The 19058-nt window shown below is 62.6% G+C and carries 13 protein-coding genes; 5 read left to right on the top strand and 8 right to left on the bottom strand.

Annotated elements, in window-relative coordinates:
* Window positions 1-41: 41 nt before the first annotated feature.
* Complete coding sequence (locus tag E4633_RS01280; protein WP_246037859.1) at window positions 42-3638, bottom strand: DUF748 domain-containing protein; 3597 nt, start codon at window positions 3636-3638, stop codon at window positions 42-44.
* 211 nt (window positions 3639-3849) lie between these two features.
* Here E4633_RS01280 and E4633_RS01275 point away from each other — a divergent pair, with 211 nt between their 5' ends.
* Together E4633_RS01275 and E4633_RS01270 are read left to right on the top strand one after the other, a co-directional pair.
* Window positions 3850-4587, top strand: coding sequence for a sulfite exporter TauE/SafE family protein (locus tag E4633_RS01275; RefSeq protein WP_162604920.1), 738 nt, complete (start codon window positions 3850-3852; stop codon window positions 4585-4587).
* A 47-nt stretch (window positions 4588-4634) separates the two neighbouring features.
* Window positions 4635-5129 carry a GNAT family N-acetyltransferase gene (locus E4633_RS01270; RefSeq protein WP_135868466.1) on the top strand — a complete coding sequence of 165 codons (495 nt, stop codon included), beginning with the start codon at window positions 4635-4637 and terminating at the stop codon, window positions 5127-5129.
* A gap of 8 nt (window positions 5130-5137) precedes the next feature.
* Here the strand turns inward: E4633_RS01270 and E4633_RS01265 are convergent, their stop codons facing one another.
* The 3 genes from E4633_RS01265 to E4633_RS01255 all read right to left on the bottom strand — a co-directional run bounded on the left by E4633_RS01265 (window position 5138) and on the right by E4633_RS01255 (window position 10443).
* Window positions 5138-7090, bottom strand: a complete 1953-nt coding sequence (locus E4633_RS01265) for an ATP-binding protein (RefSeq protein WP_162604919.1) — start codon at window positions 7088-7090, stop codon at window positions 5138-5140.
* Between the two features lie 14 nt (window positions 7091-7104).
* The gene (locus tag E4633_RS01260; RefSeq protein ID WP_135868464.1) at window positions 7105-8292 is read right to left on the bottom strand and encodes an FIST signal transduction protein; all 1188 of its coding nucleotides are present in this window, start codon (window positions 8290-8292) and stop codon (window positions 7105-7107) included.
* Window positions 8293-8379: 87 nt separating this feature from the next.
* Window positions 8380-10443 (bottom strand): tetratricopeptide repeat protein, encoded by a 2064-nt coding sequence (locus tag E4633_RS01255; protein ID WP_162604918.1) that lies wholly within the window; start codon window positions 10441-10443, stop codon window positions 8380-8382.
* A 466-nt stretch (window positions 10444-10909) separates the two neighbouring features.
* Here E4633_RS01255 and E4633_RS01250 point away from each other — a divergent pair, with 466 nt between their 5' ends.
* From E4633_RS01250 to E4633_RS01240, 3 genes are all read left to right on the top strand, one after another.
* Window positions 10910-12661, top strand: a complete 1752-nt coding sequence (locus E4633_RS01250) for a flavocytochrome c (protein WP_135868462.1) — start codon at window positions 10910-10912, stop codon at window positions 12659-12661.
* Between the two features lie 91 nt (window positions 12662-12752).
* Entirely contained in the window at window positions 12753-14021 is a 1269-nt protein-coding gene (locus E4633_RS01245) for an MFS transporter (protein WP_135868461.1), read from the top strand.
* 103 nt (window positions 14022-14124) lie between these two features.
* Window positions 14125-14745, top strand: coding sequence for a DUF922 domain-containing protein (locus E4633_RS01240; protein WP_135868460.1), 621 nt, complete (start codon window positions 14125-14127; stop codon window positions 14743-14745).
* 66 nt (window positions 14746-14811) lie between these two features.
* Here the strand turns inward: E4633_RS01240 and E4633_RS20395 are convergent, their stop codons facing one another.
* The 4 genes from E4633_RS20395 to E4633_RS01220 all read right to left on the bottom strand — a co-directional run bounded on the left by E4633_RS20395 (window position 14812) and on the right by E4633_RS01220 (window position 19001).
* Window positions 14812-15654, bottom strand: coding sequence for a hypothetical protein (locus E4633_RS20395; RefSeq protein WP_162604917.1), 843 nt, complete (start codon window positions 15652-15654; stop codon window positions 14812-14814).
* A 301-nt stretch (window positions 15655-15955) separates the two neighbouring features.
* Complete coding sequence (locus E4633_RS01230; RefSeq protein ID WP_135868458.1) at window positions 15956-16909, bottom strand: HD-GYP domain-containing protein; 954 nt, start codon at window positions 16907-16909, stop codon at window positions 15956-15958.
* A gap of 296 nt (window positions 16910-17205) precedes the next feature.
* Complete coding sequence (locus tag E4633_RS01225; protein WP_135868457.1) at window positions 17206-18804, bottom strand: hybrid sensor histidine kinase/response regulator; 1599 nt, start codon at window positions 18802-18804, stop codon at window positions 17206-17208.
* Window positions 18798-19001, bottom strand: coding sequence for a hypothetical protein (locus tag E4633_RS01220; protein WP_135868456.1), 204 nt, complete (start codon window positions 18999-19001; stop codon window positions 18798-18800). The genes E4633_RS01225 and E4633_RS01220 overlap by 7 nt, the downstream gene beginning before the upstream one ends.
* Between the last annotated feature and the right edge of the window lie 57 nt (window positions 19002-19058).

Here is a 19058-nt window from a genome sequence, read left to right as displayed (position 1 = left end):
TGCGAGCTCTTGGCGGAAGATCTTGCGCCGCGCAGGCGGGATCACCGCGCGATGGCGCTGAACTCGACGCGGCTGCGACCGGCGGTTTCCTTTTCGGGCGCCTTGTAGATGTCGCCGCTTCCCTGGAAGAGTTTTTCCGCCGGTAAACCTCCCTGGGTCGCCAGATAATTGATGACGGTTGCCGCGCGCTCCCGCGCGAGCGCCTGCAGCTCGTTCTCGCCGACCACGGTGTTGGCGATGATCAGCTTCTTCATCTCGTTGTCCGGCAGGTCCTTAACCATGCCGAGGGCGTTACGCGGTTTCGGGAACTTCTCCTTCTTGTAGACTCCCTTCAGGAATTTGCTGTACTCCTCCGGCGTCACCTGCACCGTCTCGCTGTTTTCCCCTTCTTTAACCTGCTGTTCCTTCACCAGTAAGAGGAACTTCTCGTTGCGCACCTTGCGCGCCAGGAGTTCCTGCCGGTATCCCTCCGGGTCCCTCCCCTTGTCGACGAACCCTTTTATCTCCAGCTTGAGTCCGGGGCGGTCGGCGACCACCTTGGCCAGCTGCGTCAGTTTCTTCGCCTCGTTCGCTGATAGTACGCTTGAGCCCGCCTCGAAGCTCACCATGCTGAAATCCTGCCCGCCGCCGCCAATCGAAGAGAGCAGGGCGAATGGGGAGGTGGCCGCCTTCACTAGCAGGTTCTTCAGCACCTGGCCGATGAGACGCCAGACGCTGAACTGGGGATCGTCAGTCCGCCCGGTGACCGGGAGGTCCAGGTGGATCTCGCCGTTACGGTCCTTTAAAAGCGCGATGGCAAGCCTTACCGGCAGGCTGGTCGCCTGCTCGCTGTCCACCTTCTTCCCGAAGGTGAACTGGTCGATGAAGACCTTGTTCTCGGAGGTCAGCTGCTTTTTCTCGATGAGGTACTTGAGATCGAGAAACAGCTTTCCCTTGTCGATGGCGTAGCCCAGGTAGGTGCCGGAGTAGGGGGTGACCGGGGCCAGCTCGATGTCGCGGAAGGAGATCTTCAAGTCGACGAAGAGGTCGTCCCGTAGCGGGTTGAGCCTCCCGGAGATCTGCATGGGCGAATGGTTTTCCAGGTTGCCGCGCAGGTCGACGTCGGCGAACTTGGATGCCTCCGAGGTGAGCCCGCTCACCCTGCCCCCCAGATTGTAGAAGGTGCTGTTGAAGGTCTGGGGGAGGTGGTTGTCAGTGAAGGCGAGCGTGCCGTTTTGAATCGTCACGCTCCCGACCGAGATCTGCCGCTGGCTCGCGGAGGTCGCTGCAACGGTGCCGGGTGCGGCCACCGGTAGTGCAGACGGAACCGCCTGCGCCGTGGGGGCTGCCTGCGCCGCGGGTGCCACCGGAGCTGCCGTCTGCGCTTCCGGCTCTTTCCTGACCAGGTCCTGCAGGTTGAGGGTGCCGTCCTTTCTGATGATGATGCGGGAATAGACGTCGTTCAGCGCGACCTCGCGGATGCTCAGGGTGAACGGGGCGAAGGTTCCCTGGAAGGCGTCGAACTGCAGGCTCTCCCACTTGAGGAGGTCCTGCTCGGTGATGTCGATGCTGTGGAAGTCGCGCACCCCGGCGTTGCCGCGGAAGCTCCCCACCGCCTTGCCGTCCTTGAGGGCGAGATCGAGGTCGACCGACGTATCGAGGTTCCCGCCGATGACCGAGAAGTTGAAGCTCTCAGGGAAGTAAGGCTCGAAGTCGCTGATCGGGAGCCTGCTGATGCCGATGCTCCCGCGGTAGCGGAAGGGAACCGGCATGAGGGTGCCGTTCGTCCTAAGCGTGGCGCCCTTGCCGTAGGTGGTGGAAAAGCGCAAGGGAGACGGCTGGAACTTCGGCCCCTGCAGGTTCGCGAGGGTCAGGTTCGCGTTGCGCAGCGTGAAGCGGGGCGGCTCCTCGAAGGTCTTGTCGGTTAAGGTGACGTTGAATTTCTCAAGCCTTGTCTGTTTAACCACATAGGAAAACGGCCTTCCCTTCGGTTCGGCCTTGGCCTTTTTCGCCTTGGACGCAGGTGCCGTGGCTGCGGCGGATGGCGCCGGGAAGAGCGACATTATGGAGAGCTTCCCGTCCGCTTCCTTTGACAGGGAGATGTTTCCCTGCGCCAGGCGGATGTCGCCAATCTCAAGGCGGTTCTCCTTCTGGCGGAAGCTTGTTCCGGATACCTGCAAAAGGGCCAGGTCGAACCCTTCCTTTCCGTAGCGGGCGGCAAGACCGGCGACGGAGAGATCCCCCTTTTTGAGCGATAACCCCTCCTCGGCCCGGTAGCCGAGTTCCGTGGTCAGGCCGAGCGTGCCCTGAAGCGGCGCGGTGAGGTAGGGGCTGAGGTAAGGCCATATGCGCTGAATTTTGAGCCCAGTGAGGGTGATGGACGACGTGACTGCGACGGGGGAAGCGGAGAAGGTCCCCCCGGTTTTCAGCGCGGCTTCTCCGTCCGCTTTGAGGGAGAGCTGGTACGCGGCCTGGGCCCCTGGAGCGGTGCTGAAGTTTTTGGCGGCGAGGTTTATCTCGGAGATGTTGGTGTTGAAGCCCCCCTTGGGGAGTTCGTCCCGGAAGTGAACCGTCGCGTTGGTCACCGCAAGGGAAGGAAGCACTACCTCGGTTTTTTCGGCAGGTTCGGCCGCTTTCGGTTTGTCTCCTTCCGGCGCGGACGGAGCGAGCCGGGAGAACATCCATGCCCCTTGGCGGTCCCGCTCGACGAAGAGCTCGAGCCCCTCCGCCGTTACCGCGTCGAAATGGAACTTCTTGGCCAGCACCTCGAGGGAGGCGGCTTTCACCTCCAGTGCAGGGACGCGCGCGAGCGGCTTCTTACCCGGGAGGTCGATGCTGACGGCGTCGAGCCTGGTCGTTCCTTTGAGCAGCAGTTCCGGTTTCTTGTCGGCCGAGATGCGGTAGGCGATGTCGAGGTCGACGGTTAGCTTGCCGGAGGTGAGCTCGGCCGGGGGCTTCACCGGTGCGTAGGCCAGGTACTGCGGCAGGTCGAGCCGCTTGAGTCCCACGTGAACCGAGGTCTCCAGCGACTTGCTGAGCGGCTTCAGTTTCCCCGCGAAGGTGAAGGGGGCGCCGTTCACCTGCGCCGAGATGCGCGGGTCGATGTATTTATCGGCAAGGTAGGGGCTGTTGCTGATGAAGGGGATATCGACGTTCAGCACCCGGATCGTGTGTTTTCTCCCGCCGCCGACGATGCGGTCATCGAAGTCGATCGATCCGTTCCTGATGCTGATGTTGTTGAGCGAGAAGCGCAGCGTGCTTCCCTTTTCCTCTTTCTTCTTCGGCTGCTTTTCCAGGATGTCGGTGAAATTGAAGCGGTTCGGCGCGTTGCGCACCAGGCTCACCGTGGGGGTGTCGAGGGTGACCTCGGAGAGGATGAGGGCCCTCCTGAAAATGGATGCCGGCGACAGGGACGCCTGAAGGCGCCGGAAAGCGATGAAGGGGTGTCCCTCTTTCTCCTCAATGGCAAAACCCTCAACCGTGGCAGTCAACGTGAAGGGGTTGAAGCTCACAGATTCGATGCGCGCCTTGCGTCCGGTGCTCTCTTCCAGAGCCTCCACTGCTTTGATCCTGACAATGGTGGGGAGGATGGCCACGATGAACAGCAGCAGGAAGACAAGGGCGGCAGAAGTTATGAGAATATATTTTTTGCGTGACACAAGAACCTCGCTGCAACGCGTGAAGATGGGAACTGACTATAACAAAAGTTAGCACGTTTTGAGTCAAAGCGCACGACTGAGTAGAAAGTAAAAAGAACGAGTAAGAACTGGGCCCCCGTGAGAGACGGATGCCAGAGATACTTCCAGCGCCCTTTGGCATTGAATGTTGCCGGCGGATGGGGTAGAAAGGAGCTGCCTCAGGGAGGGGCTCATGCGCTTTTTTACCATCCTGTCGGTTGCCTTTCTTGCCTCGCTGCTGAGCTCGATGAGCGGGGCGGGTTCGGCCATGCTGACCACGCCGGTCTGGCTCGCGCTCGGGTTTCCCCTGCCGGTCGCCATCGCCTCGAACCAGCTGAACGGGGCGGCCTGGACGCCTCTGGCGGCGCGAAACTACCTGAAGGGGCGCCCGGTGGACTGGGCGCTGCTCCGGATCATGGTCGTCTGCGGCCTTGCCGGCGCGTGGGTGGGGACCCTCATCGTGCGGGGGATCGACGCCGCGCTTTTGCAGCGGGTCATCGGCAGCATCATCCTCCTGCTCGTCGCGGTGGTGGCATGCAACCCGGCGCTTGGGCGCAGCGAGGGTGAGCCGCTTCTGTCGCGCGGGGTTACCGGCCTGCTCGCCTTCCCGCTCGGCGTTTACGAGTCCTTTTTCGGTTCGGGGAACGGGCTCTTCACCTCCATGCTGCTTGCCAAGGGGCGCGGCCAGACCCTGGTCGCCTCGCTTGGCTGTTATTACGCCATCGCATTTTTTTGGAACTGCTTCGCCGTCGCCGTCTACAGCGCCGCAGGCTTCGCCGATGCCAGGCTCATGCTCCCCTCGACGATCGGCTCGGTGTTCGGTGCCTACCTGGGGTCAAGGCTTGGGCGGCAAAAGGGGCATGACTGGGTGCGGGGGCTTTTCGTGTTGCTCGGCGGGGTGCTGGGGCTCAAGCTCGCGCTCGGGTGGTAGGGGCGCTGCCGCGCCGGGGGGGAAGATTGGAAACGGGGAAACTGACGATGCGCAAGGAGCGGCCGGAGGATGCGGCCGCCATCACACGGGTGGTCGAAGCGGCCTTCCACAGCCACCCCTATAGCAACCAGACCGAGCACATCCTCGTGGAGCGGCTGCGCTCGGCGGGGGCGCTCAGCGTCTCTTTGGTGGCTGTCCTGGACGGCGCGGTGGTCGGGCACATCGCCTTTTCCCCCATCACCATCGACGGCAAGCCGTGCCGCTGGTTTGGCCTGGCACCGGTCTCGGTGCAGCCGGACCACCAGGGGAAGGGAATCGGCTCCATGCTGATCCGGGCGGGACTCGCAGAGCTTGAGCGCCTTGGCTGCGACGGCTGTGTCCTCTTGGGCGAGCCGGCGTACTACGGGCGCTTCGGCTTCAAGGTACGTGACGGGCTCACCCTGCCGGGCGTTCCTCCCGAGTACTTCCTGGCGCTCCCCTTCCGCGCCGAGAACGCGACCGGCGTGGTTGCCTACCACGACGCCTTCGCGGTCTGCGGCTGATCCTGCCGCTATTGTGATACCACGGGGATGCGCACGATGAAGGTGGTCCCGACGCCGGGCTCGCTCTCCACCTCGATCGCGCCATCGTGCTTTTTCACGATGTCGTAGACTATGCTGAGCCCGAGGCCGGTGCCGGTGCCGACCGCCTTCGTCGTATAGAAGGGATCGAAGATGCGCTTGATGCGGTCGGCGGGGATGCCGCAGCCGGTGTCGGAGATCTCGACCCTGATCATGCCTTCCTGCAGGGTGGTGCGCACCGTGATCACGCCGAACTTCTCGATCGCCTGGGCGGCGTTCACCAGCAGGTTCATGAACACCTGGTTCAACTGACCCGGGTTGCACAGGGTGCCCGGGATCTCCCCCAGCTCCTTCCTCAGTTCCGCCTTGAATTTCAGCTCGTTCCAGACGATATTGATGGTGCTCTCCAGCCCCTCGTTCAGGTTCGCCACCTTCAGTTCGGATTCATCCAGCCGGGCGAAACCCTTGAGCTCCTGCACGATCCTCTTCACCCGTCCGGCTCCCTCCTGGCACTCCCCGATCAGGTGTCCCACGTCCTCCATGACATGGTCCACCTTCAAGCCCCGGCGCTGCTGCGCGACCTCCTCGACGACTTCAGCACCGCCCCCTTCGCGGCGCATCCTTGCGATCGCTTCGTCCTGCACCTTTATGAAGCCGGTGAGCCTTTCGGCGTACTTGTCGAGCGTGTTCAGGTTGCTGATGATGAAGCCCATCGGGTTGTTGATCTCGTGGGCAACTCCGGCGGCCAACTGCCCTATCGATGCCATCTTCTCCTGCTGCAGCATGTGGGCGTGGGTCTGTTGCAATTCGGCGCTGGCTTGCTCCAGCGCGCTGGTCCGATCCGCCACCCGCTGCTCTAGCTCGGCGTTCAGCGTCCGGATCGCCTCCTCAACCCGCTTGCGTTCCGAGACGTCTTCCACGACGCCGTCGATGTGGCTTATCCCGCCGCCGGGAGAGAAGCTCGCACGCACGCTGAGCCTCACCCAGCACTTCGAGCCGTCCTTGCGGTAGAACTCAACCTCGCACCCCTTGACGGTGCACCCCCGCGCCAGTTCGGAAAGTATCCGTGTGCGCTGCAGCGGGTTGACGTAAAGCTGGCGGGCGATGTCGGTGATCGAGCCGATCACCTCTTGGGGGGCGTGGTAGCCGAGGATCTCGGCCAGGGCGGGGTTGCAGTTCAGGAACCTCCCTTCCACAGTGGCCTGGAAGATACCCTCCGTTGCGTTCTCGAAGATGCCGCGGTACTTGGCCTCTGCCAGGCGTTCCTGTTCCAGCGCCCGTGCGGTGTTGGCCAAAAGGATGTGGTTTTCGATGCTGGAGGAGAGTAGCCCCGCCAGGTTGCCGATGCCAAGCAGCGCCAACTCGCTGTCGCTGATCCTGCGGCAGAAAGGGAACTGCTCCGCTGAGTTGCCCACGGCAAGCAGGGCTACGGGGAGGTCGTGAGACCCCAGGGGGTAGATGAGGTATTCCGTTGCCTGCATCAGCGCAGCAAAGCGCCGCAGCAGCGGATCATCGCTCTCTTCGAGGCAGATCAGGAAGGGGGCACCCCCGTACAGTGGAGCGAGCAGTGGATCGTTTCTGGGGACGGCGAGCCGGCTCGCGGCGTCGCTCTCTTCGGCGTGGTAGTAGCCATCCCACGCGTTGGCGCAATAGCTTCCCTCGTCGGCGTCGAGTCTGCAGAAGACGACCCTTTCGTACCCCAGGTTGTTGATGATGAAGTCCGCCGCCGTACTGAAGATTTCCGAAAGATCCCGCAGGCCGTTCAGGTTACGGTTGAACTGGTACAGTTCCTGGTACTCGCGCAACTGCACGTCGAGCTGCTCCTGGTAGCGGTAGAGTTTCCCCTCCGCCTTCACCAGTTCCTTCACCTGTTGGGCTAGCGTTTCGTTCTCCCGGCGCAGGAGGGCCGTTTCATCGTCTGGTGGCGCGGCACCGGCTGGCATCTCCCGCCTGTCCATCAGTAGACGGCCGCTACCACGGCGGTGAAGTTGTGGAAGCAGTTGTGGTGGGCGATGGGACCGATCTCGCCGTAGGTGTAAAAACCGATCCACGGGACGTCGTCCGGGAACTCCCGCTGCAGCGACGAAAGCAGGGCGCTTTTCTCGCTTTCGCGAAACACCATCTTGCCGCGTCCCACGCACTCGAAGTGGAGCACGAACTTCGGCACGCTTTCCGGCTGCATTCTCAGCTCCCTGGAGATCGCGCCGAGACCGGCGGTGATGAGTTCCTTGTCGCGGCGCATGATCCAGAGCTCGGTTCCGGGGGTGACCTCCGACTGGATGATGACCTCCCCTGCACCGTCGTTCTTCCCGGGCATGTAGCGGATCACGTACTCCTCGTACCCCTGCCTCATGTGCTCCGGCGTCTTGAAGCCGAGGCACAGGTTGAGGGACGACTTGTTCCACTGCGTCATCCAATCCGGGTCGAGGTATTCCTGGAGCGCTTCCAGGGCAGGCCTGCCGTCGATCTCCTGGATCACGTTCCCGGCGCAGCGCGTGATGGTGCGCTTGCTCCCGACCGGAACGCAGCCGTGGTTCACCCCCCAGGCGATGCTGGCGGAACCTGACATGAGGACGGCGACCATCCCCCCGGTGAAGACCTCGTCGTTGTGGTACTGGTAGGTTGCGTGGAGGGCCCAGTTGTCGGCGGCGAGCCCGCCGAAGACCGGGAGCGGTTCCTGCCGCCCCATGGTCCTTTCGAAAGAAGAGAGAAAGGGGTCGAAGTTGAAGACGAGGCCGTCGGCAAAGAGCAGGCAGGCCCGGGTGTCGGGTGCGGTGAGGGGCTTGAGCGTCACGGCAAGCTCCTCGCCCGCCGCCTCGGCCCTCCCCTCGATCTCCTTGATGTGTGCGCTATGAAAGCGGATCTCGTCGGAGGCGATGGTCATGACGCAGACGCCGAAGTTGGACTCGATGCAGGTCCCGTGCGTGATGATACCCTCGCCGGAGCAACCGCACAAAAGGGCGCCGCCGGTCGCCTCCCTGATCGATGCGATAAGCTGGTGCTGGTCGTAGCCCACGGTGGCGAACACCAGGACGAAGTCGGGCGTTGTCACCTTCGCCTGTTCCAGGGCTTTCCGGGCGGCCTCTTGGCCGGCCGCCGACGGATTCCTGTTGCTGCTGAATCCTACTCCCGTGCAGGTCCCCATACGCTTTTTCCCTCACTCTGCGGCATGCAGTTACCGATGCTATCTCATCGGCTCATTAAGGTAAAAGCTTTAGGCCAACTCTTCGCCTCACCCCCCTTGCGCTTTGGCGTGGTAAAGGTTGTTGAGGTACTTCTGCTCCTGTGGGCTCAGTTGCACCGCTTTTTCAAAGGCGGAGGCCGCGTCCCTGAAGCGCCCCTGGTTGGCGTACATGATCCCCATGCTGTTGTAAATCTCGGGATTTTCCGGCTGCAGGTCGGCCGCCGTACGCAACTCCGCCATCCCTTCTTCCTGCTTTCCGTTCATCCCGAGCGCGAAGCCGAGGTTCTTGTGCCCTTCCGCGGAGCGCGGGTCGTATTTCACCGCGAGGCTGAACTCCGCGATCGCCTCTTTCATCAACCCCTGGTTGGCGTAGAGCACGCCGAGGTTGTTGTGTGCGTCGGGGTATTCCGGGTCGACCTTGAGCGCCAGCTGCAGCTCGGAGAGCGCCTGGTCCGTTTTCCCCTGTTTGCTGTAGGCAACCGCCAGGTTGTAGTGCGCGTACTTGTTGTCCGGGTTCCCCTGCAGGGCGGCCCGGTACTGGCTTATCGCCTGCTCCACACCTCCCGTCTTCTCGTAGGCCGCCCCCAGGTTCCTGAGCGCCTCCACGTTACCCGGGTCCAGCTTCAGGGCGGTCTTCAGTTCGGCGGCCGCCTCGTCGTTGCGCCCAGCCGCGAGGAGCGCTATGGCCAGGTTGTTGTGGGGGCGCGCCTTGCCGGGTGCCTTTCCGGCACAGTCCTGCCACAGAGTGACCGCGCTCCCCCATACCAGGTTCCGCTGCCAGGTGGTGACGGCAAGCACGAGGACGACAACACCGACTGCGGCGGCCGCCGCACGGGGGGCGAGCCGCGCGAGCAGTGGGGCAAGAAGCGCAGCGGCGGCACAGAAGATCCCGACCGAGGGGAGGTAGACCCTGTGCTCGAAGATGACATCCCGGATCGGGATGACGCTCGACTCGACGCTCAGGGTGATAAAGAACCAGAAGATGCCGAACCCGGCCAGCCGCTGCCATGGCTCGCGCGACGAGCGGCGGTACAGGTAGATCCCCGTCCCGGCCAGGGCGACGAGCAGCAGCAAGGAGAGGAAGACCCGTGGGGCGAAGAGGGTATGGAAGACGGGGTAGTCGTAGTCGAGGTTCTGCCCGATAGGTATGAGCATGAGCCTCAGGTAGGTGACGATGACGCTGAACTGGGTGAGCAGGTAGTCACCCCGGGAGATGCTGGTCGTCTCTCGTGCGAGCCGGTCCATCTCGCCAAGCATCTCTCCGAGCGGTTTACCGGACTGCATGAGACCTAGCGGGACGACGAGCAGGGTCGCCGCGAGCGGAAGCAGCAAGAGTAACCGCTTCCGCGACGGGGTCCCGAAGAAGGAGAGCTCGTAGAGCGCGACGGTCAGGGGGAGCGTGAAGGCGATCTCCTTGGTTTTCATCGCCAGCAGGGCGCACAGAAGTGCCGCAATATACCACGTGATGGTGCCCCCCCGCGACACCCCGACGCGGGCCTCCTGCCGCAGACGCGCCAGGATGTAGCAGGTGAGCGAGGCGAGGTAGAAGAGGGTCGCGAGCGAGGCGAAGCGCTGCACCACGTAGGTGATCGCCTGGGTCTGGATCGGGTGGGCGACGAAGAGGAGGGCGGCTATGAGCGGGGCAAGCGTTTCGGGGGGGATGCCGCGGCCCGCGTCTTCTACTTCCTCCGTCGTCTTGAAGAACGGTGTCTGCTGCGTCAGGCGTAGGAGGAGAAAGACGAAGGCGCCGTTTAAGAGGTGTACGGCGGTGTTAAAGATGTGGTACCCGGTGACCTCCAGCCCACCCATGTTGTAGTTCAGGGCGAAGGTGAGGTACCCGATGAAGCGGCGTGGGTTGTAGCGGTAGCCGGTCCCGTCGAAGAGGAACGAGGCGAGGTTCTTGATGACCGGATTTTCCGTGATGGAGCCTTCGTCGTCGATGACGAAGGGTGCATGGAAGGTATTGGAATAGGCCAGAAGTCCCACCAGGGCGATCAGGGCGAGCTGCAGCCACGCACTACCGCCCAGGATCTCAAATGGCGAGCGCCTTACCCCCGCCGCGGGACTTTGATTTTGCCGCGTCTCCTGCCTTGCTGCTCTCTCTTTCCCCATTGGAACACCTCCGTTTGAAGGGCCAGCATCACATTGCGCCGCCGTGCAGCACGCGGTCCGAATTACATGCAAAAAACTGCGTATGCATATCATGTTTGCATGTGTGCTGGCAACAGATTTGCCCCGGGTATGGGAGAAATGGGACCACGAAAAGGTATTGCCGAAGGGCATAACCATAACCCTGGGTTATACCTGTTGGTAAACATTTGAAAGCATTGGACACTTTGCTAATGAGCGGTGTTCGTCCCATAACCTTTGGTTATCGTTGGCCCTTCTTGCGCTCTTCAAGGTGGTGGCTAAAGTTATCATTAAATCAGCACCTTTACGGTCGGTGGTGGTGTTGGCATCGCTCGTGCTCTGTCAGAGGGCGCAGGGGCGCCCCCCTTCGGGAGGGCGCTTTCCGGTAACGGGCATACCAACCGGAGGCGGGCGGTAATACGCAAACAGACGCGAAAGGAGAAAGATGATGAATTCAAGGTTGGGCATTTTGTTGGCGGCACTCTTGGTGCTGGTATCGGCTACGGTGCTTTGGGCCGGCGGTGCAGAGCCCCTGGCAAAACTGCACGAGGGGAAGGCGGCGTGCGCGGATTGCCACGGCAAGGGGAAAAAGGTTGTCGTTGACGACAGCGAGAAGGGGGTGAACAGCCGTTGCGTCGGTTGCCACGGCACCCTGGCCGAGCTTGGTGGCAAGTCACGCGAGGAGGTGAACCCGCACCGCTCGCACCTGGGCGACATCAACTGCACGACCTGTCACCACGGCCACACCGCTTCCTGGGCCTACTGTCTCAGCTGCCATGCCTTCGACATGAAGATCCCGGGGGGAGGGGCGGTCGCGACCAAGGCTGCGGCGACGTCAAGGCAGGCCAAACGTACCGACAAGGCGGACATCGTCGTGATCGGCGCCGGCGCCGCCGGCTTCACCGCGGCGATCACCGCCCACGATGCCGGTGCCAAGGTGATCATCATCGAGAAGCAGCCGATCACCGGAGGCAACAGCATGCTCGCGGCAGGCGGGATGAACGCGGCAGAAACGGTCTATCAGAAAGAGAAGGGGATTCCCGATTCGGTCGACCTCATGTACAAGGACACCATGACCGGCGGCGGCAACCTGAACGACCCGGCGCTCGCCATGGTGCTGGCCAAAAATTCCGCCTCGTCGGTCGACTGGCTGACCCGTCTCGGCGCTGACCTGAGCGATGTCGGCCGCATGGGGGGCGCGAGCGTGAACCGCACCCATCGCCCGAAAGGTGGCGCCGCAGTCGGTGCTCACATCACCGAGGTGCTGCGCAAAAACGCGGCCCAGCGCAACATCGACATCCGTATCAACAGCAAGGTCGTGAAGATCCTCGAGGACAAGAAAGGGCGCGTGATCGGCGTACGGGTGGCCGGCAAACACAGCGGCGAGTACACCATCAAGGCCAAGGCGGTCATCATCGCGGCGGGCGGCTTCTCGGCCAACCCCGAGCGCGTTGCCTTCTACCGCCCCGAGTACAAAGGGATGACCACCTCGAACCAGCCCGGCGCGACCGGTGACGGCATCGAGCTCGGGAACCAGGCCGGCGGCGAGCTGAAAGACATGAAGGAGATACAGATCCATCCCACCGTGGCCGCCGGGAGCCGCACCCTGATCACCGAGGCGGTGCGCGGCAACGGCGCCATCCTGGTGAACCACGAAGGGAAGCGTTTCGTGAACGAGCTCACCACCCGCGACAAATGTTCCGCCGCCATCCTCGCCCAGAAGGGGCAGTCCGCCTTCCTGGTGTTCGACGAGGGGGTACGGAAAAGCCTGAAGCAGATCGACGGCTACTTCCACCTGAACCTGGTCAGCCAGGGGGGCTCGGTGCGCGATCTCGCCGCCGCGATCAAGGTGCCTGCCGACGCGCTGGAAGCCTCCATCGCCTCCTACAACAAGGCGGTCGACGACAAAAACGACGCGGAGTTCAAGCGCCCCGACCTGCCGCGCGCCCTGCGCACCGCCGGGTATTACGCCATCGAGGTGAAACCGGGCGTGCACTACACCATGGGCGGCCTGAAGATCACCACCGGCAGCGAGGTGCTCGGCAAGGACGGCAAGGTGATCCCGGGCCTCTACGCTGCGGGAGAGGGGACCGGCGGGGTGCACGGCAAGAACCGTCTGGGGGGCAACTCAATCTCCCAGACCATCACCTTCGGCAGGATCGCGGGCGAGAACGCCGCGAAGATGGCGATGGGCAAGTAACTAAGGAACCATAAGCAGGGAGGCGCCGCGTGGCGCCTCCCGAATCCGGCGGGCCTCGTCTCTTGGCCAGGATGCTTTCAATGAGGCACGTATGGAGATGGCCAAAGGCATTCCCCTGATTACCGACGGCAACTACCGCCTCTTCTGGACCGGACAGGGGCTCTCCTGGCTCGGCAGCGTCATGCAGTCGGTGGCCCAGGGGTGGCTGGTCTGGTCCCTGACCGGGTCGCCGGCGCATCTTGCGCTCACGGCGGTGATGCTTTCCCTGCCGGTGTTGCTCTTCGGCGTGTTGGGTGGGGTGAGCGCTGACCGCTTCGACCGTCGCACCCTCCTCCTCGTCACCCAGCTTAGCTCCATTGTCCCGAGCCTTATGCTCGGGGTGCTCGCCTTCCGTGGTGCGGCGACCACCCCGGTCATCATGGCGCTCGCCTTTTTTCAGGGGGCGTTGAACGCCTTCGATGTCCCTGCGCGTCAGGCGCTCCTCGCTGAGCTCGTTCCGCGCGAGCGACTCGGTCAGGCCGTCGCCTGCAACGCGGTAGCCTTCAACGCAACCCGCCTCCTTGGCCCCGCCGCGGCGGGGTGCCTCATCGCCTCCTGCGGTGCTGCTTCCTGCTTTTTCATAAACGCCGTGAGCTTTCTTGCGGGAGGGGCGACGTTATTTTTCGTCCGCGTTCCACACCGCAGCGTTGAGCATCCCGTGAGGCGCGAGCTCCTGTCTGCGGCGGACCTGCGCGGTGGGATGCGCTTTGTAATGATGCACAGGGAGATCGCCCTGCTCCTCACCTCGGTGCTGCTTGTGGGCCTTCTCGCCATCCCGTTCGTCCCCCTGCTCCCGGTGTTCGCCGATTCGTTCGCTGCAGGCCCCCGGGGGCTCGGCACCATGTCCGCCTCCCTTGGCGGAGGTTCCCTGCTTGCCGCCCTCTGGCTCGCCGCCACGGCACGGCTGCCGCAACGGCGCGACGACCACCTGCCGGCAGGGATGCTGTTACCGCTTGCGCTGCTGCTCTTCGCGCTTTCCACGAACTATCTCCTATCCCTCGTCGCGCTCTTCACCGCTGGGGCCGCCGTCGTCATCTTCCTGGCCCGGGTGAACTGCTCTCTGCAGCAAAACTGCCCTGACCGGCTGCGGGGCCGCGTCATGGGGGCGTACACCCTGGCTCTTCTGGGGGCGGCACCCATAGGCAGCCTCCTTGTCGGCGCCATCGCCGCATGCACCGGGGCCCAGTTTGCCCTCATCCTCACCTCGTCCACCTGTGCGGCGTGTCTTGCCGTTTTGCGACTGGGAAGGCGCCGGGAGGGAACCGCTGCGACGCCGTGGGGCAGCACCCTCGTCGGCAGCGACTGCGCGCGCGACTGGTAAAAGGCGGAATCTCGCTCCATTGTGATACGTGTCACCCGTGGCTTCTCCTCATTGGGATATCGTGGCTTTACCATTTCATCCCAATATCGGAGTCTCCTTCCCTATGGTGCACCGTTTAACCGCCCGCGCGGCGATCGCCCTGTTTGTTTTAGCCTGCTCGTCCAATCTATTTGCTGCGGAAGCACCGTCGTGCGAGCTGAAGGTCCGGGAGGGGTACCGCTTTTATGAGATAAGCGGCAATAGCCTCGATCAACTGAGGGAGCAGATCAATCAGAAAGGGACCAGGTGGAGCGACGGCAAGGTCTACTCCGCACTGACCAATTGGGATATCCATTACAAGTACCGCGTCGCCAGCAACAACGGCCGCTATTCGGTGCGGTCCGCGGACACGACCGTGGAGATCTGCTACTACCTACCCCGGCTGGATGCCGACTCCTGCACGCCGGAGCTCGCCGGCCGGTGGAAGGAGTATCTGGCACATCTGCAGCGTCATGAATACGGTCACAAGGACCTGGCGGTACAGGCCGCTTCCCAGGTGAACGAGATGTTCGCCACCCTCCCCAGTTTCGGCAGCGAAGAGGAGCTTGCCGCCGAGATAACGAAGCGGACCGAGGAGAAGTTCCGGCACCTCAAGGAGATCCAGATCGACTACGACCGGGACACAAGGCATGGCGAGACCCAGGGCGCCGTGCTCCTTACCGCCGGCGGCGCCGGCGGAGCATAAAAAAAGGGCTACGGGCAATCCCCGTAACCCTTCCTGCCTCTTCTGTCATCTCATAATCCATCCCGTTTATCTACCGACACCACCGCCGGTGCCCATCGAGCCCGTGCCACCGGTTCCAGTACCGGTGCTCCCCCCCGTTCCCACGGTGCCGGTGCCGGTGCCCGTGGTGCCGCCGGTACCGGTGCCCATCGAGCCTGTGCCGGTGCCCATGGTTCCGCCTGTGCCTGTGCCGATGCCGGTACCCTGGTTGTAGTACGTGCCGCCGGCACCCTGGTTGTCATAGGTGCCCGGGTTGGTCTGGTTCAGCGTACCGCCGGTGCCGGTCCCGGTTCCCCGGTTGTCATAGCTGCCGCCGGTTCCCTGGTCGTAATAGCTGCCCGGGGTCCGGTTCAGCGTGCCACCGGTGCCACTACCGGTCCCGGTCCCGGTACCCTGGTTGTTGTACGTGCCGCCGGTTCCCTGGTTGTAGTAGCTGCCCGGGGTCTGGCTGCCCGGGGTCTGGTTCAGCGTACCGCCGGTGCCCCTCTGATCGTAGGTGCCCGTGGTTCCACCTACCGTTCCGCCTGCGCCGGTGCCCATGGCGCCGCCGGTGTCCGGACCTAGCCGTTCAACGGTGAAGTCCTGCCGCACCGTAGTCCTTGCCCCGACGCCGCTTGGCAGCGCTGTCCCGGACTCGAAGCTCTGAACGCTACCGCCTGCGCCTGTGCCGGAAGCGGCGCCCGTCCTGTGCGTTGTACCCTTATGCATCGTTTTGTGGGCGCCTGTTTTGTGCGTCGTTTTATGTGTCGACGCCTTGTGGGTCTTGCCCGAGTGCATGCCGGCGTCCGCGGCATAACCTGAGCCAGTGGTCATTCCCATCAGGCCGAGCATTGCCACCGTTGTGAATAGCAACCTTCTTACTGTTCTCATCTTCTGACCTCCATACCCCGTTTCGTGGGGAGGCCCCGCCTGCGTCCGAAGCGGCATCGCCGGCTTGAGAGCGTCGCGGCGCCAGGTTGCAGATGTATACAATCCGATGCTGCTGACATCAGATTAGCATATATTATTAGCAAAGGTCAATTTTGTGACAGGCTGGTAAAGTGGGTAAGTGGCGGTAAATGCGGGGCTAAAAGGCGCAGCGGTGGGTTGCGTTGCCGTCACGGGTGTGGGGATGATGTGGCGCTGATGCGTAAAAAAGAGGCCTGTCGCGCGGCTTATGGGAGCGGGGACGTTACTCTTTGCGGTCGCTGACCAGCTCGATGAAATGTTCGAGGAGCTGCTGGTTGAACGCTTTCCCCGATTCCTCGCGCATCATGCGGACCGCTTCCTGGTGGGGGACCGCCTTGCGGTACACCCGGTCGAGGGTTAGGGCGCTGTACATGTCGCAAAGGGCCGAGAGCTGGGCGCTGCGGGGGATGTTGTCGCCCTTGAGGCCCGTGGGATAGCCGTTGCCGTCGTAGCGCTCATGGTGGTGACGCACGATGGTGAGGGAGACGTCGCTGAAGTGGTGGCTGTCCATCAGGAACTCGTAACCCTTTTGGGTGTGCTGCTTGATCTTGTAGTACTCTACGTCCGAGAGGGCATCCGGCTTGTTCAGTATCTCGTTGGTGACGAAGATCATGCCGTAGTCGTGCAGCATGGACCCCACCCCCACATCCACCAGTTCGTCCGGGTCAACCTGGAAGAGCTTTTCGTGTGCCAGGAGGTTCAGCGCGGTGACCTGTACGCTGTGGGCGTAGATGTAAAGGTTATGGGCCACGACGCCCTGAAACGAGTGCAGGGCGTGCTCGTCGCCTGCCACGTAATGCATCAGGTGACGTACCAGTTGCCGGCATCGCTCCAGGTTCGCTGCCTGTTCGGGGGCCTCGAAGGCATCGACCAGGTAGTTGATCGAGGTCTGGTACAGGATTTTCCCTTTCCTTGCGCTGTCCAGATCATCGTTGTTCAGCAGCTCATCCAGCCCCTTCTCCATGTACGCCGACAGCTCCTCCATGTCGCCCGATCTCACGTACATGAACTCGATGCCGTTTCTCTCCATCCTGCTGCGGTCGGAACTGGAGAACTTTCTCTGAGCGTCCTTGTACAGCACGTAGTTCCCCGCACTCTTCATGAACAGCGGTATGGACGGAAAGTATTCGGGATCTATGCTGTCGATGCTTATGGCACGCCAGTAGTGGTCTTTCATTGGGTAACCTTCCGGTTCACTTCTGGTGGGATCGTGGCTGTGAGAGTATGTCTGCGGTAACACTGCATTCATACTCTTCTCGGCATTTACGGGTAAAACTGAAGGAGAGATTGGCGGGCGGCTTCATCTCATTCCAGGTGGTACTCATACAGCGGCATCACTGACTATGACAGAACAATGCACTTAGGCGGGAGGACCGGTCGAGCAGAAGCGCGCCATAACGGCGAAAGCTCCCTGATGCACCTGCGAGTTGGGGGAGATTTAGGCACTGTGAGCGGGCGGTGCAGGGATCATTGTTACAGAGGTGGAATGCGGTCGACCTGCCACAGCTTAGCGAGCATCTCGTGCAGCAGGTCCATCCGGTACGGCTTCGCCATGAAGGCGGCACGACGATCGCGGTCGATGAACGGAGAGACCTCCTTCTTGCCATAGCCGCTGCAAAAAAGGACGGGGAGCGACAGGTTCTTTTTGCGCAGCTCGTGGTATGCCTCGAGACCGTCCATCTCCGGCATGGTGAGGTCCATGACGACCAGATCGATGTCCCCCTCGCGGTCGCGGTAGACTTCTAGCGCTTCACGGCCGTTGCAGGCGGTGACGACCCTGCATCCCAGGGCGGTTAGGAGGACCGTGCCGACGCTGCGCAGCTCAGGTTCGTCGTCGACCAGAAGCACGGTGCCGTTAAGTGGCTCGCGCGGCCCGGGTGCCAGGGAGGCATCGTCACGGCGCGGAGTCTTTTCGCCCGAAACGGCGCTTACGGGGAAGTAGACCTTGAAGGTGGTGCCGCTGCCCGGTGTGCTGAAAAGCTGCAACGCCCCCTTGTGCGATTTGATGATCCCCATGATGGCGGACATCCCGAGGCCGCGGCCGGTGAACTTGGTGCTGAAGAACGGCTCGAAGATCCGTCTCTGGGTCTCCTCGGTCATGCCGCAGCCGGTATCGCTCACCTGGAGGCGGACGTAGGGACCATGGGGGATCTCGCTGCCGAAGAAGTCGGCGTCGCCTTCGCCCACCGTGCAGCTTTCCAGAGCGACGCGTACTGTCCCTTTGCTGTCGCCGATTGCCTCCACCGCGTTCACGATGATGTTCATGATGATCTGCTGGACCTGGCTGCGGTCTCCGATCACCGGCGGCAGCCCATGGGGGAGTTCGCAGCTGAAGGAGACGTTCTTCTTGAAGGCGGGCTGGAGCATGCTGATAATCTCGCTCACCTGGGCACGGAGATCGATCTCGGACTGCACGAGCGGGCTTTTCCCGGCATAGGTCAGCATCTGGCGGCAGAGGTCGGCGGCCCGGTTTCCTGCGATCTCGATCTGCTCCAGGTGTTTCACCGTTTTGTCCGGGAGCGCGATGTTGCGGGCCAGCACGCAGTGCCCGAGGATGATGGTCAGGATGTTGTTGAAATCGTGCGCGATGCCCCCGGTAAGGACGCCGAGGCTTTCGAGCTTTTGCGTTTGTTGCAGCTGTTGTTCCAGTGCGAGTCGATATTCCTCGGCCTTCTTGCGTTCGGTGATGTCCCGGGCTACGTGCACGCAGGCGGCAAGCTCGCCGACCTCGTTGTAGAGGGGAGAGACGGATATCTCAAAGAAGCCGCCCAGATGCTTTTCCTCGATCTCAACGTTCGGTGCCTCGCCATCTTCCATGAGCCGCAGGAAAGGGCAGGTGTCCGGGGATGCCTTTAGCCCGTGGAAGATCTCGTAGCATTTGCGGCCGGGGAGCTCGGAGGGATGCATCCCGACCCGCTCCGCCATGGCGCGGTTGACCCGGGTGATGGTGTGCCGGGTGTCGGTTATGAAGATGAGGTCGGGGACCGCGTCGAAGGTGAGCTCCCATTCCCGCTTCCCTCGGCTAAGTGCCTCGTAGAGGAACTGGGTGGACAGGTGAGTTTCTGCTAGCATGCCTTCTCCTCCATGTTTGCCGGAGGGTGTTGCAGGAAAAAGGCGCAGCCGGCGTGGTGGCGCAGGTGCACCCCCTGCTGCAGGGCGAGGCTCAGGTTTATATAGCAGCCGCAGTTTTTCAGTGGTACGCCGCTTATCTGGCGCATGACGGTGAGCGAGCGGAAAACCACGACGGGGCTGAAGAGGGTGCAACGCATGACGATAATCTCCCCTGGGCCTGCACTCCAGTGAGCTCTGCCTCGGAACGCAAAAAA

The organism is Geomonas terrae (genome assembly GCF_004791675.1).
GTDB lineage: Bacteria > Desulfobacterota > Desulfuromonadia > Geobacterales > Geobacteraceae > Geomonas > Geomonas edaphica.
This window is presented reverse-complemented; position numbering and strand designations above follow the sequence as displayed.

Coding starts and splice junctions, on each gene's coding strand:
- E4633_RS01240 (WP_135868460.1), top strand. CDS start 14,125: ATGGTGCACCGTTTAACCGCCCGCGCGGCGATCGCCCTGTTTGTTTTA.
- E4633_RS20395 (WP_162604917.1), bottom strand. CDS start 15,654: ATGAGAACAGTAAGAAGGTTGCTATTCACAACGGTGGCAATGCTCGGC.
- E4633_RS01220 (WP_135868456.1), bottom strand. CDS start 19,001: ATGCGTTGCACCCTCTTCAGCCCCGTCGTGGTTTTCCGCTCGCTCACC.
- E4633_RS01255 (WP_162604918.1), bottom strand. CDS start 10,443: ATGGGGAAAGAGAGAGCAGCAAGGCAGGAGACGCGGCAAAATCAAAGT.
- E4633_RS01245 (WP_135868461.1), top strand. CDS start 12,753: ATGGAGATGGCCAAAGGCATTCCCCTGATTACCGACGGCAACTACCGC.
- E4633_RS01250 (WP_135868462.1), top strand. CDS start 10,910: ATGAATTCAAGGTTGGGCATTTTGTTGGCGGCACTCTTGGTGCTGGTA.
- E4633_RS01275 (WP_162604920.1), top strand. CDS start 3,850: ATGCGCTTTTTTACCATCCTGTCGGTTGCCTTTCTTGCCTCGCTGCTG.
- E4633_RS01230 (WP_135868458.1), bottom strand. CDS start 16,909: ATGAAAGACCACTACTGGCGTGCCATAAGCATCGACAGCATAGATCCC.
- E4633_RS01270 (WP_135868466.1), top strand. CDS start 4,635: ATGCGCAAGGAGCGGCCGGAGGATGCGGCCGCCATCACACGGGTGGTC.
- E4633_RS01260 (WP_135868464.1), bottom strand. CDS start 8,292: ATGGGGACCTGCACGGGAGTAGGATTCAGCAGCAACAGGAATCCGTCG.
- E4633_RS01265 (WP_162604919.1), bottom strand. CDS start 7,090: ATGCCAGCCGGTGCCGCGCCACCAGACGATGAAACGGCCCTCCTGCGC.
- E4633_RS01225 (WP_135868457.1), bottom strand. CDS start 18,804: ATGCTAGCAGAAACTCACCTGTCCACCCAGTTCCTCTACGAGGCACTT.